Source organism: Pasteurella bettyae CCUG 2042 (genome assembly GCF_000262245.1).
GTDB classification, from domain to species: Bacteria; Pseudomonadota; Gammaproteobacteria; order Enterobacterales; family Pasteurellaceae; genus Basfia; species Basfia bettyae.
Genome location: NZ_AJSX01000047.1, coordinates 60,170 through 74,060 on the forward strand (window position 1 = coordinate 60,170; position 13,891 = coordinate 74,060).

Here is a 13,891-nt window from a genome sequence, read left to right on the forward strand (position 1 = left end):
AATTTTTTCGAAATTTTAACCGCACTTTTATAATAAAACCATCTAATGGACTAAGTTATATTTTTATTTAGCTTAATATTCTTCCATATAACCTAAACTACGTAATGCTCTTTCATCATCAGCCCAGCCTGATTTTACTTTTACCCATAATTCAAGGTGAACTTTATTATCAAATAAGCGTTCCATATCCGCTCGGGCCTCAATACCAATAGTTTTAATTTTTTGACCACCTTGGCCTATCACCATTTTCTTTTGACCTTCACGTTCCACTAGAATTAAGCCATTAATTTCATAAGTGCCTCGTTCATTGGTTTTAAATTGCTCAATTTCCACTGTAACAGAATAAGGTAATTCTTCACCCATAAAACGCATTAATTTTTCACGAATGATTTCTGATGCCATAAAACGCTGTGAGCGATCAGTAACATAATCTTCAGGAAAGTGATGCACCCCTTTACGTAAAGATTGACGTACAATCTTTTGCAGATTATGGACGTTATTACCACGTTGCGCTGAAATAGGAATAATTTCTTTAAAGTTGAATTTACTACTTAATTCAGTAATAAAAGGCAACATTTCATCTTTATTTTTGATGTTATCAATTTTATTGATGGCAAGCACAACAGGTACTTTCGTTTCACGTAGTTTATTAAGTACCATTTCATCATCATCGTTCCAATGTGTTCCATCAACGACAAAAATGACTAAATCAACATCACTAATCGCACTGCTTGCAGCACGATTCATTAAACGATTAATTGCTCGTTTTTCCTCAATATGTAATCCTGGAGTATCTACATAAATAGCTTGATAAAGCCCTTCTGTATGAATACCAATAATACGGTGACGAGTCGTTTGTGCTTTACGTGAAGTAATCGAAATTTTTTGCCCTAAAATTTTATTTAATAAGGTAGATTTACCTACATTAGGGCGACCAACAATAGCAATGAAACCACAATAAGTTTCTTGCTCAGTGGGATTTTCATTTTTATCCTTGGTAAGGGGATTTAAGTTTGTTTCTGTCATTTAATTCCTAGTTCTGTCAAAATTTGTTCTGCGGCACCTTGTTCTGCTTTACGGCGACTACTTCCTACGCCGATAAAAGTGCGGTCAAGATTGGGAACATTACATTCTACTTTAAATATTTGGCAATGTGCTTCACCTTTGATTTCTTTGACTTCATAAGTTGGCAAAGGTAAGCGATGTCCTTGTAAATATTCCTGCAAGCGAGTTTTGGGATCTTTTTGATTTTCACCTGGCTTGATTTTATTTAATAGATCTTCATACCAATGTAAGGTAGTTTGAGTTGCGGTTGTCAGATTACTATCTAATGAGATAGCACCAATGATTGCTTCTACACAATCCGCTAAAATAGATTCACGGCGAAAACCACCACTTTTTAATTCCCCTTGTCCTAGCAGTAAATATTCACCTAATTCAAATTGGCGAGCTAAAATTGCTAGAGTCGGTTCACGTACTAAAGTCGCACGCATACGGCTGAGTTCACCCTCATTACAATGAGGAAATTGATGATATAAAGCATCTGCGATAGTGTAATTTAGAATCGCATCACCTAAAAACTCAAGGCGTTCATTATGCTTAGTCGCCGCACTGCGGTGTGTTAATGCTTGTTTTAACAATGCTACATCTTTAAATTGATAATTAATGTGGCGTTGTAATCTATCTAACTGGTTCATATTACTGAATTTTTCTTAAAACACGATTTTGCTGTCTTGGGTTGAAAGCAACTGTGATTGCTTTTGCCATTAAGTTGTCCTGTGGAACAAATCCAAAGAAGCGACTATCAATACTATTTTCTCGAAAGTCACCCATCACAAAATAATGCCCTTCAGGGACAATCCATTCGCCTAAAGAAAGATTATTTTGTTTAAAGTAATGTGCGGATTGGTCATAACGTACTTTGGTCAATAAAATGGAATGTAGAATATTGCCTATTTGTTCGGTACGTTCAATTAATGTTAAGTCTTCACCTTGTCGTGATTGGAGCGATGTTTCTGAATTAATGTAGTTTAATTCACCTTGTTGTCTATAGGTTTGAATTTCACAATGATTAATTTTGCAGTTATTACGCTCATAATTAGGGATAATACTAACCAATCCTGTTTTTTGATCATACTGAATATGATCACCTTCAATACCAATAACACGTTTCACAAATTCTTCTTGTGGTTCTAGAGTATTGGGCTGTTTAAAAATTACAATATCGCCACGCTTAGCTTGATTAAGTGTTGCGATAGTTGAGTCTATCATTGGTACTTTCAAGTTATAAGCAAGACGATTTACAACAATAAAATCTCTCGGCATGATTGTTGGAGCCATACTTGCAGTGGGCACAAGATTAAATACATAAGCAATGCAGCCACGTAGCATAGCTAATAAAACAATTAGCTGAGCGATTTTTTTAAACATTATTATTTAATTTGTTGGAAGATTCGCTCAGTACGAATGCCAGTAGGCCATTGATTTTGTTTTTTATCTAAACTCAGCCAAATATAAGTGGCTTTGCCTACAATATTTTTTTCAGGCACAAATCCCCAGAAACGGCTATCTTCACTGTTATTACGATTATCTCCCATCATAAAATAATGATTTTCAGGAACCGTCCATTCAGTAACATAATTATCTTGTGAGCTATATGCTTTATAACGATAACCTTCAGAAATCGGTTCAGGGAACCAGTGAATTTTATGCTCAACATCCCCTGTTTCAGTTGTCTCTAGTGGGCTAGGTCCATAGAGCAAGCTACCATCAGGATTTTGTCCGACGACAAATTGAAATTCTTTATTTTCTACAGGAACAGTATAGGTAAATTCTTTCACATCACAGTTCTCAGTACAAGGTTTACCATTTTTACCATAAATAATTGTAATTTTACGATCCAGTTCATTATATTGAACGCGGTCACCACCAATCCCAATAATGCGTTTTATATAATCAACATTGGGTTGTGGAGGCGCTTTAAACACCACAATATCCCCTCGTTTTGGCTTACCTGTTTCAATTAAGGTATTTTGAAATACAGGATCTTTGATGCCATATGCATATTTATTAACCACTAAGAAATCACCAATACGTAAAGTAGGTTCCATAGAGCCAGAGGGAATCTGGAATGGTTCTATAATAAATGAACGCAAAATTAATACAAAAGCTAATACTGGAAAAATTGATGCAACAAATTCAGAACCTTCAGAAATTGGTTCGATGTTTTGTTTTTCTTCTTCAGTTAAAACTTTGCCTGAACGTTGTTCAATACGTAGAATTTGACGTTTACGTTTTGGTTGATGTACAAAACGGTTATAGCACCATAAAATCCCAGAAATAACGGTTAGGATAATTAATAGGATAGAGAAGGTATTAGGTAATGCAAAATGATCTAATACTTTCCAGAGCCCAAAACCGACTACTAAAAGAATCGGTAAAAAAAAGTTAGACATAAATGTTTTCCTTATTTAGTCTTTACCTACGTGTAAGATGGCTAAGAACGCTTCTTGAGGAACTTCAACATTTCCTAATTGTTTCATGCGTTTTTTACCTTCTTTTTGTTTTTGTAAAAGTTTTTTCTTACGACTGACGTCGCCACCATAACATTTTGCTAATACGTTTTTACGTAATTGTTTAACTGTTGAACGTGCAATAATATGGTTACCGATTGCCGCTTGAATCGCAATATCAAATTGTTGACGTGGAATAAGTTCTTTCATTTTTTCCACTAAATCACGACCACGATAAGGGGCATTATCTTTGTGGACAATTAAGGCTAAAGCATCAACTCGTTCAGAATTAATCATAATATCAACCCGCACCATATCTGCAGATTGGAAACGTTTAAAGCCATAATCTAAGGAAGCATAGCCTCGAGAAGTGGATTTCAAACGGTCAAAAAAGTCAAGAACCACTTCACCCATTGGGATTTCATAGGTTAGAGCAATTTGATTGCCATGATAAACCATATGAGTTTGTACGCCACGTTTTTCTACACATAATGTGATGACATTACCCAAATATTCTTGTGGCACTAAAATATTACATTCTGCAATCGGTTCACGAATATCAGCAATATTATTTAATGGTGGTAATTTTGCAGGGCTATCCACATAAACGATATCACCATTTGTTAATTCTACTTCATATACTACAGTGGGGGCTGTAGTAATTAAATCAAGATCATATTCACGCTCTAAACGTTCTTGAATGATCTCCATATGTAATAAACCTAAGAAACCACAACGGAAACCAAAACCTAATGCAGTTGATGTTTCTGGCTCGTAAAATAATGAGGCATCGTTTAAACTCAGTTTTGCTAGCGCATCACGGAAAGCTTCATAATCATCAGAACTGACTGGAAATAATCCCGCATAGACTTGAGGTTTTACTTTCTTAAAACCTGGTAATGCAGAGGATGCTGGGTTATGTTGTAGTGTGAGGGTATCGCCTACAGGCGCCCCTAAAATATCTTTAATTGCACAGACTACCCAACCAACTTCACCACATCCTAGCTGCGTAGTATCTTCTTGTTTTGGAGTAAAAATACCTAAACGATCAACATTATAAGTTTGACCTGTACTCATCACTTTAATTTTGTCACCTTTTCTTAAAGTTCCATTTTTAATGCGAACTAAAGAAACGACACCTAAATAATTATCGAACCAAGAATCAATAATTAAAGCTTGTAATGGTGCTTCAGGATCGCCTTCTGGTGCTGGAATTTTTGCTACGATCTCTTCTAATACATCTTCGACACCAACACCGGTTTTAGCTGAACAACGTACGGCATCTATTGCATCAATTCCAACAATATCTTCAATTTCCTCGGCGACTCGTTCAGGATCAGCAGCAGGTAAATCAATTTTATTAAGCACAGGAACTACTTCAAGATTCATTTCAATCGCAGTATAACAGTTAGCTAAGGTTTGAGCCTCAACGCCTTGTCCTGCATCTACCACTAATAAAGCACCTTCACAAGCCGCTAAAGAACGAGATACTTCATAAGAAAAGTCTACATGTCCTGGAGTATCAATAAAGTTTAATTGATAAGTTTCACCATCTTTTGCTTTATAGTTTAAGGTAACACTTTGTGCTTTAATGGTAATACCACGCTCACGTTCAAGATCCATTGAATCTAATACTTGAGTTTCCATTTCACGATCAGATAAGCCTCCACAAGTTTGGATTAAACGATCAGATAAGGTTGATTTACCATGGTCAATATGTGCAATAATTGAAAAGTTACGAATATTTTTCATCTTAAATGTTCTATGTTCTAAATAGTTATTTTTATATAAGGTGATTTTAGAATTGTGCTAAAGTTTAATCGGCTGATTTTACCTGAAAGTGCATAAGAGTGCTAGGATTATCGTTGAATTTACGCCTTTTAATTAAAAAATTTTTTAAAAATGCGACCGCACTTTTATTATCAAATGATGGCAATATTGAGTCATTAAAATAATTAAAAATATATATAAAAACACCCCAAATGCCAGGCAATTGAGGTGTTAAAAATTGTTAAACTAAGTTCTAAATTATAAACTTTCAGTGAAAGTACGAGTAATAACGTCGCGTTGTTGCTCTGGTGTTAATGAGTTGAAACGAACGGCATAACCAGAAACACGAATAGTTAATTGTGGATATTTGTCAGGATTGTTAACGGCATCTTCTAAAGTTTCACGACGTAATACATTAACATTTAAATGTTGACCACCTTCAACTTTTACAGTTGGAGCAACATTGACAGGTAATTCACGATATTCGATTTGACCTAATTCATTAATTGCAACAATTTGGTCTTCTGCAAATTGTGCTTTAGCGACTAAACAACGAGCTTCACCTTTGTCACTATCTAATAACCAAAATGAATTTAATAAATTATCATTTGCTGCTTTAGTAATTTGAATACCTTTAATCATAAAGTTGCCTCCCAAATATTGGCATTGTTAATATAAATTGTTTAAGTGTTGTACAGTTTATCAATTTTTTTTAAAAATTCAACTATTTTTGATAAGTAATATAAAAATATTTTATAAAAACTATCTTAATTTGATAAAAACAAGATTTTTTGATTGCTTATTAATCTATTTAACTTTTCTATATCAACTTTTTATGTCATCTTTTCGGGGTATTTTATAAAAATTTAAGCATATTTTTTATATTCACTGGAATTAAAGTTATTTATAATTTATAAAAAATATTTATGGAGAGGAAAATTATGGCAACCTGGAAAGATGTTATTGGTGCAGAAAAAGAACAAGCTTACTTTAAGAATATTCTACAGCAAGTTCATGCAGAACGTATGGCAGGTAAAACAATCTATCCTCCTCAACATGATATTTTTAATGCTTTTAAATTGACTGAATTTGAACAAGTAAAGGTCGTTATTTTAGGGCAAGATCCCTATCATGGCCCTAATCAAGCCCATGGATTAGCTTTTTCTGTATTACCTGGTATTACTCCACCGCCTTCATTAATGAATATGTATAAAGAATTATCCACTGATATTGTTGGATTTAAGATTCCGAATCATGGCTATTTAATTCATTGGGCAGAACAAGGCGTATTGTTGCTTAATACTGTTCTTACCGTAGAACGAGGTCAAGCTCATTCTCATGCTCAATTTGGTTGGGAAACCTTTACTGACCGAGTTATTGCCAGCCTAAATGAACATCGTAATAATTTAGTATTTTTATTATGGGGAAGTCATGCTCAGAAAAAAGGACAATTTATTGATCGTCAACGTCATTGTGTATTAACTGCTCCTCATCCTTCTCCTTTATCAGCCCATAGAGGTTTCTTAGGTTGTCATCATTTTTCGAAAACTAATGAATATTTAAAAGCACATCATATTCCAGAAATTGATTGGCAATTGACCGCACTTTAAAGCAAGTTTAATGTATAATATGAAGAATATCTCAGCACTAGAAAGGGAATATTAATGTTAGCAATTATTTCTCCTGCGAAAACTCTTGATTACGAAAGTGCGGTTCCTAAATTTGAATTTACTCAACCGCATTTGACCCAATATAGCCAACAACTTATCGATATTTGTCGTAAATTATCACCTGCACAAATTGCTTCGCTAATGTCTATTAGTGATAAACTAGCGGGCTTAAATATGGCTCGTTTTGCTGAATGGCAAATTGATCATAATGAACAAAATGCTAGAGCAGCCATTTACGCTTTTAAGGGGGATGTTTATACAGGGTTAGAAGTGGAAACATTAACTAATGATGATGTGTTATTTGCACAAAAACATTTGAGAATGTTATCTGGCTTATATGGACTATTAAAATCTTTAGACTTAATGCAAGCTTATCGTTTAGAAATGGGGACTAAGTTAGTAAATACTAAAGGCAAGGATTTATACAGTTTCTGGGGCAATATTATTACTGAGTCTGTTCAAACAGCCTTAGATGAGCAAGGTGATAATATTCTAGTCAATCTGGCTTCTGATGAATATTATAAATCAGTAAAAGCAGAGAGTTTAAAGGCTCAGATAATTAAACCGATATTTTTAGATAATAAAGCAGGTAAATATAAAGTTATTAGTTTCTATGCTAAAAAAGCAAGAGGACTAATGTGTCGTTATATGATTCAAAATCGTTTAACTCAGGTTGAACAACTTAAAGAATTTGATCTCGCTGGGTATTGGTTTGATGAAAAAGCATCTTCTACCAGTGAATTTGTATTTAAGCGTGATTTAGGTAAATAATTCATGAAAAAATATTTTATTTTTGTCCTCATTGGTTTATTAACAGGTTGTGTTAATACAAAACATGTAGAAAATCTTGAAAAACGACCGCACTTAGTCGTTCCAAAAGAGATTAATCATAATGCTAAAACTTATTATCTAAAAGCGCAGCGTGATTTAGGTAGTATGTCTCGTTATATTTATTTTGAGAAAAAAGAAACGCCGACTAATTGGAAAAGTGAAATTGAAGTATTACATGATGTCAATGCAGAAAAACGTTCATTAGAAGAGCGTAAGAAGCTTCGTGAGAAAGTATATAATAATACAGGAGTTGAACACTTCCAATTATTTGAAAAAGATCATTCGCTGTATTCTTTTGTGATTTATGCGCCTTCTGCTCAATATAATAATTGGCAAGTGAACGTGGCCAAAGGTGAAAATGTGGAAGGCTGTGGTTTCGTTCAATATCAATATGCATTAAAGATTCCTAAAACGAAGAAATTAATGAATATGGGAAAAGTAAAACTTATTGGTTATTTGAAAAAATATGCTGTTGATAAAGAAATGCAACGAATTAGCTCAATGGAGTGGAATTGGGTTTGTAAAGTAAATAATAAATCATGAGTTCTCAATATTCTGATTTAGTCAAAAGGGCTTCTTTTGCTGCAATTTTTACTGCAATAACGTTAATTGTGGTCAAATTATTTGCTTGGTGGCAAACAGGCTCAGTGAGTATGTTGGCATCCATTACAGACTCTACTTTAGACTTATTAGCTTCATTTACTAGTTTATTGATTCTGCGCTTTGCATTAATGCCTGCTGATCATAATCATTCTTTTGGCCATGGCAAGGCGGAGTCATTGGCTTCAATGGCTCAAGGGGCTTTTATTACAGGCTCTGCATTTTTTCTCTTATTACAAGGCATTCATCGTTTAAATAATCCTATGCCTGTAGAAAATACAGGCATAGGGATCAGTATTACGATGTTTTCAGTCGTTATTACTTTTATTCTTGTTTTGTATCAAGGGCGAGTGATTAGATTTACAGATAGCCCCGCAATAAAAGCCGATCAATTACATTATCAAACTGACTTAGTTATGAATGCAGCAATTTTAATTTCGTTGTTATTAGGCTATTTAGGATTTAATTCTGCCGATGCCATTTTTGCGATTTTGATTGCTATTTATATTTGTATAAATGGGGCAAAAATGATGTTTGATGCAGTTCAATTATTATTAGACCTAGCATTACCTGATGAAGAAATTAAACAGATTGAGCAACTCATTATGCAAGATAAACGTATTCTTGGTTTTCATGATTTGCGTACCAGACGTGCGGGTGAAGTCCGTTTTATTCAAATGCATTTAGAGCTTGATGATCATCTTAGTTTTTTGCAAGCACATGAAATTACTGAAAAGCTGGAAAGTCGTTTAGAACAGGCATTTCCTACGGTGGAAGTCGTTATTCACCATGAGCCAACAAGTATTGTTCAAGCAGAAAAGAAGATGATGTAATTTGAAATTTGATCTTAGTATAATTTTTGTCAGAAATCCCTAAATTTTTATAGAAGAGAAACACTGATTCGTGTATCTTATACCCCGAAATTATTATTGATTGATATATTAAGGTAAAAAAGCCTATGATTAAAAAAATTGCTGTATTGACAAGTGGTGGTGATGCGCCTGGTATGAATGCCGCTATTCGTGGTGTTGTTCGTACTGCATTAGTGGAAGGATTGGAAGTCTTCGGCATTTACGATGGTTACTATGGGCTCTATCATGATAAGATTAAGCAATTAGATCGCTATAGTGTTTCTGATATGATTACTCGTGGTGGTACATTTCTAGGTTCAGCACGTTTTCCTGAATTTAAAAAGCCAGAAGTTCGTAGAAAATGCGCAGAGATATTGAAATCTCATGGTATTGATGCCTTGGTAGTGATTGGAGGAGATGGTTCTTATACGGGGGCAAAATTACTTACAGAAGAACATGGTATTCAGTGCATTGGGATTCCAGGTACAATTGATAATGATGCACCAGGTACAGATTATACTATTGGCTATCAAACCGCATTACAAACAGCAGTTGATGCAATTGACCGTTTACGTGATACGTCAAGCTCTCACCAACGTATTTCTATTGTAGAAATTATGGGGCGTCATTGCAGTGATCTAACCATTAATGCGGCGATTTCAGGTGGATGTGAATATATTGTTGCCTCAGAAGTAGAATTTAATCGTGAAGAATTAATTCAAGAAATTGAAGATAGTATTAAAAAAGGCAAACGCCATGCGATTATTGCGATTACTGAATTGATCACAGATGTACATGCATTAGCAAAAGAAATTGAAGCACGCGTTAATCATGAAACCCGAGCAACAGTATTAGGTCATATTCAACGAGGTGGATCACCTTGTGCTTTTGACCGTATTTTAGCTTCACGTATGGGTGTGTATGCTGTTCAACTTTTATTACAGGGTAAAGGTGGATATTGTGTAGGTATCCAAAATGAGCATTTAGTTCACCATGATATTATTGATGCAATTAATAATATGCGTCGTTCATTTAAGGCTGAATTATTAGCCATTGCTGATAAGCTAGTATAATTTATTTAATATAATGAATAGGTTCTTTTTTGAGAACCTATTTTTATTTTAAGATCAGTCAATATAATATATTTATGTTATTTATCCCTCCACCATTAATTTTTGTATTTGCAGGAATTTTTATTAAATTTCTACCGCACTTAGGTTTATTATTACCAATGCACTTTACCGCTAGTGTGGTGGCTATTGTTGCAGTTATTGTCGCAAGTTTAGGTGTATGGGAGTTTTATAAACATCAAACTACAATTAATCCATATGATCTTGAAAAAACAGATAGACTAGTTACTTCTGGCATTTATCGTGTTAGCCGTAATCCAATGTATTTAAGTTTACTATTATTTTTAGTTGCAGAGGTATTATGGCTTGGAAAACCAACGGGTTTATTGGGGATTATTATTTTTATTTTATGGATGAATATGGGGCAGATCAAGGAAGAAGAAAAAATACTAACCGATAAGTTTACTGAGGATTATCTAAATTATCGTAAGAAAGTGAGACGTTGGCTCTAGATATTAAAATCTGCTCCTTAATTATTTAATTTAACTCAGGAGCAGAATAATAGAGCTATTAACGAATAATTCCACGAGTTGAACGTTTAAAGAAATCAACGAAGAAACTAATTGATGATTCTTTTTGTGCAACTTGTTCAATTTCAGGTAAAACTTCTTCTAAGGTTTTATCACCACGGTAAATTAGCTTATAAATATTGCGAATTGCATGCAGAGTAGGTTTATCAAATCCACGACGTTTTAATCCTTCAATATTTACACCAAATGGTCTAGCATGATTACCTTGAGCCATCACATATGGCGGAACATCTTGGCTAACCATGGAACCACCGCCTAACATTACATGAGCACCAATGATAACAAATTGGTGAATAGCTGACATACCCCCAACAATGACAAAATCATCTAATTGTACATGACCAGCCAAGGTTGCATTGTTCGCAAGAATACAACGATTTTTGATAATACAATCGTGAGCAATATGGGCATTAACCATAAATAAATTATCATCACCAATTTTGGTTACTCCGCCACCTTGCGTTGTACCTCGATGAATAGTCACGCTTTCTCGAATATGGTTACGGTTACCTATTACTGTTCTGGTTGGTTCACCATGATATTTTAAATCTTGGTTTGTATCGCCTATACTGGAAAATTGATAAATTTGATTATCTTCCCCTATACGTGTAATACCTTTCACAACCACATGAGAATGCAATATAGTACCTTTTCCAATTTCGACTTCTGAGCCAATTAAACAGAAAGGCCCGATAACGACATTTTCCCCAATGATTGCGCCATCTTCGATAATTGCACTTGGATGAATTTTTGCACTAGAATGAATCATCTAAAAAGCTCCTTTCTTTAGCCTATCTGCGAGCACACATTAGTTTAGCTTCACAAGCTATCTCGTTACCAACTTTTGCTATACCAATGAAAGATGTGACACCTCGGCGTTCTTTGATCACTTCTACATTTAATTCAAGGCAATCACCAGGCAAAACAGGACGCTTGAAACGGGCATCATCAATACCCGCAAAATAAAATAATTGACCGCCTTGGAGTTCATGGGTTTTAAATGCTAATAAGCCCATTGCTTGTGCAAGTGCCTCTAAAATTAATACCCCAGGTAAAATAGGTTTGGTTGGAAAGTGTCCAGTGAAACAAGGCTCATTTACACTGATATTTTTATATGCTTTTAGCCATTTGCCTTCTTCATAATCCACAACACGATCCACTAATAGAAAAGGATAACGGTGTGGTAATAATGTCATAATTTCGTGCGCTTCAATAATTCTTGGTGCTCTAGTTTCTGTTGTCACGACTTTACCTTTTGTTATTTATGATATGAAATAGATGTAAATTATACGTCAGTTAGTCAAAAATTTATAGGGGAGAAAAAGAAAAACGTACTTTCTAAAGTACGTTTTTGTGATTTATTTGATGAATTTCTTCTCTAGTGCTTTTAAGCGTTTATTCATTTTATCAATATCTAAGGTTAATGCCGCAGTTTTGCGCCATTCTTTATTGAGTTGAGCTGGAATACCTGATGAATAAATACCTGGCTCTGTAATAGGACGAAGAATCATACTCATACCAGTAATAACTGCTTGGTCACAAATTTCCATATGACCATTGATGACACTTGCTCCGCCGATTTGGCAATAACGGCCTACAGTTAAACTACCAGCCATAATTACACCACCAGCTATGGCGGTACCAGTACCAATATGTACATTGTGGGCAATTTGGCAAAGATTATCGATAATAACATTATCTTCAATGACTGTTGCATCTAGGGCTCCTCGGTCAATACATGTGCATGCTCCAATTTCTACATGATTACCAATATGTACGCTACCTGTTTGAGGAATCTTAATCCAACGACCACGTTCATTAGCATAGCCAAAACCATCAGAACCAATGATTGCACCCGACTGAATAAGGCAATTTGTACCAATTTGTACATTATGATAGATGCTGACATTTGCCCATAATTGAGTATTTTCCCCAATTTTAGTGTTTTTACCGATAAAACAGCCTGCCCCAATAATAGCATTATCACCAATTTCAACATTATCTTCGATAACAGCATTGGCACCGACAGAGACATTTTTACCTAATTTTGCTGAGTTTGAAATAACCGCACTAGGTGCGATGTTTGTAGCAGCTTTAGGTGTAGTGTCCATATATTGAGCAAGAATAGCATAAGCTACATAAGGGTTTTTAGTAATGATTAAATTACTATTTTCTCTACAGAATTCTATATCTGCTTCAGAAATAACCAAAATTCCTGCTTCTGATTTAGATAAAAGAGGACGAAATTTAGCATTAGAAATGAAAGTAAGTTGGTTTGGAGTTGCTTTATCTAATGGTGCAATACTTTCAACTGTAACATCGGCGTTACCACGAATGGTAGCGCCGATTTGTTCTGCTAATTCTTTAAGAGAATAGTATCGCATTATTTAGTAGCTTCTGCTGGTTTTGCTGGTTCTTCAACTTTACCACCAATTGCTTTTAATACATCAGTAGTAATATCTTTACCATCTACGGCAAATACTACAGAATTGGCATCTAACACATAAGTATAGCCTTTTTCTTTAGCTAATTTATTTGTTGCAGATTGGATTTTTTCTAAAATTTTAGCACGTTCTTCAGTTTGACGTTTTTCATTTTCCATTTGGAATTTACGTACTTGTTGATCGTGCTTTTGCATTAGTTTATTGATTTCTTCTTCACGTTTTTTTAAATCTGAAGGACGTTCTTTAGGATTTTTAGCATCTTTTTCTAGTGCTGCAATTTTACCATCGATAGATTTTTTATTTGCGGCTAATTTATCTGCTTGTTCTTTAAATTCAGCATCTAATTTTTTTGCTACTGCTTCACGATCTGGGTGATTTTGGAATAAATAACCGGCATTAATAAATGCAATATTTTCAGCTGCGATTGCCATTGATGAAGTGAATGCTAAAGCTAAAGAAAGTGCGGTTGCTTTTACGACTTTTTTCATTGGATTATGTTTCCTTTAAGTAAGTGTTAATATGCTGCCTTAAACTAAGTGATGTTTAAGGCAGA

At 34.5% G+C, this 13,891-nt stretch carries 16 protein-coding genes; 6 read left to right on the plus strand and 10 right to left on the minus strand.

Going from position 1 to position 13,891, the window contains the following annotated elements; translation table 11 throughout:
• Positions 1-72: 72 nt before the first annotated feature.
• From era to grcA, 6 genes are all read right to left on the minus strand, one after another.
• Entirely contained in the window at positions 73-1,026 is a 954-nt protein-coding gene (gene era / locus HMPREF1052_RS10280) for a GTPase Era (protein ID WP_005761774.1), read from the minus strand.
• Positions 1,023-1,697 carry a ribonuclease III gene (rnc, locus tag HMPREF1052_RS10285; protein WP_005761841.1) on the minus strand — a complete coding sequence of 225 codons (675 nt, stop codon included), beginning with the start codon at positions 1,695-1,697 and terminating at the stop codon, positions 1,023-1,025. The genes era and rnc overlap by 4 nt, the downstream gene beginning before the upstream one ends.
• A 1-nt stretch (position 1,698) precedes the next feature.
• Positions 1,699-2,430: a signal peptidase I gene (lepB, locus tag HMPREF1052_RS10290; protein WP_005761729.1), complete on the minus strand. Its 732-nt coding sequence runs from the start codon at positions 2,428-2,430 to the stop codon at positions 1,699-1,701.
• Positions 2,431-2,432: 2 nt separating this feature from the next.
• Complete coding sequence (gene lepB / locus HMPREF1052_RS10295) at positions 2,433-3,455, minus strand: signal peptidase I (RefSeq protein ID WP_005761757.1); 1,023 nt, start codon at positions 3,453-3,455, stop codon at positions 2,433-2,435.
• A gap of 15 nt (positions 3,456-3,470) precedes the next feature.
• Positions 3,471-5,264, minus strand: coding sequence for a translation elongation factor 4 (lepA, locus tag HMPREF1052_RS10300; RefSeq protein WP_005761848.1), 1,794 nt, complete (start codon positions 5,262-5,264; stop codon positions 3,471-3,473).
• Between the two features lie 276 nt (positions 5,265-5,540).
• A complete protein-coding gene (gene grcA / locus HMPREF1052_RS10305; protein WP_005761890.1) occupies positions 5,541-5,924 on the minus strand; it encodes an autonomous glycyl radical cofactor GrcA in 384 nt (127 codons plus the stop codon).
• A gap of 299 nt (positions 5,925-6,223) precedes the next feature.
• Here grcA and ung point away from each other — a divergent pair, with 299 nt between their 5' ends.
• From ung to HMPREF1052_RS10335, 6 genes are all read left to right on the plus strand, one after another.
• Complete coding sequence (gene ung / locus HMPREF1052_RS10310) at positions 6,224-6,892, plus strand: uracil-DNA glycosylase (protein ID WP_005761799.1); 669 nt, start codon at positions 6,224-6,226, stop codon at positions 6,890-6,892.
• Positions 6,893-6,946: 54 nt separating this feature from the next.
• Complete coding sequence (yaaA, locus tag HMPREF1052_RS10315; protein WP_005761882.1) at positions 6,947-7,723, plus strand: peroxide stress protein YaaA; 777 nt, start codon at positions 6,947-6,949, stop codon at positions 7,721-7,723.
• Positions 7,724-7,726: 3 nt separating this feature from the next.
• On the plus strand, positions 7,727-8,326 hold the full coding sequence (locus HMPREF1052_RS10320) for a hypothetical protein (RefSeq protein WP_005761775.1): 600 nt from the start codon (positions 7,727-7,729) through the stop codon (positions 8,324-8,326).
• Entirely contained in the window at positions 8,323-9,216 is an 894-nt protein-coding gene (locus HMPREF1052_RS10325) for a cation diffusion facilitator family transporter (RefSeq protein ID WP_005761695.1), read from the plus strand. Before HMPREF1052_RS10320 ends, HMPREF1052_RS10325 begins: the two co-directional genes overlap by 4 nt.
• Before the next feature lie 125 nt (positions 9,217-9,341).
• Positions 9,342-10,307, plus strand: a complete 966-nt coding sequence (gene pfkA / locus HMPREF1052_RS10330; protein ID WP_005761793.1) for a 6-phosphofructokinase — start codon at positions 9,342-9,344, stop codon at positions 10,305-10,307.
• Between the two features lie 74 nt (positions 10,308-10,381).
• Positions 10,382-10,816 (plus strand): methyltransferase family protein, encoded by a 435-nt coding sequence (locus HMPREF1052_RS10335; RefSeq protein ID WP_005761786.1) that lies wholly within the window; start codon positions 10,382-10,384, stop codon positions 10,814-10,816.
• 58 nt (positions 10,817-10,874) lie between these two features.
• Here the strand turns inward: HMPREF1052_RS10335 and lpxA are convergent, their stop codons facing one another.
• The 4 genes from lpxA to HMPREF1052_RS10355 all read right to left on the minus strand — a co-directional run bounded on the left by lpxA (position 10,875) and on the right by HMPREF1052_RS10355 (position 13,826).
• Positions 10,875-11,663, minus strand: coding sequence for an acyl-ACP--UDP-N-acetylglucosamine O-acyltransferase (lpxA, locus tag HMPREF1052_RS10340; protein ID WP_005761711.1), 789 nt, complete (start codon positions 11,661-11,663; stop codon positions 10,875-10,877).
• 22 nt (positions 11,664-11,685) lie between these two features.
• Positions 11,686-12,138, minus strand: coding sequence for a 3-hydroxyacyl-ACP dehydratase FabZ (fabZ, locus tag HMPREF1052_RS10345; protein ID WP_005761810.1), 453 nt, complete (start codon positions 12,136-12,138; stop codon positions 11,686-11,688).
• Between the two features lie 114 nt (positions 12,139-12,252).
• Complete coding sequence (lpxD, locus tag HMPREF1052_RS10350; RefSeq protein WP_005761815.1) at positions 12,253-13,278, minus strand: UDP-3-O-(3-hydroxymyristoyl)glucosamine N-acyltransferase; 1,026 nt, start codon at positions 13,276-13,278, stop codon at positions 12,253-12,255.
• Entirely contained in the window at positions 13,278-13,826 is a 549-nt protein-coding gene (locus HMPREF1052_RS10355) for an OmpH family outer membrane protein (protein ID WP_005761891.1), read from the minus strand. Before HMPREF1052_RS10355 ends, lpxD begins: the two co-directional genes overlap by 1 nt.
• Positions 13,827-13,891: the final 65 nt, after the last annotated feature.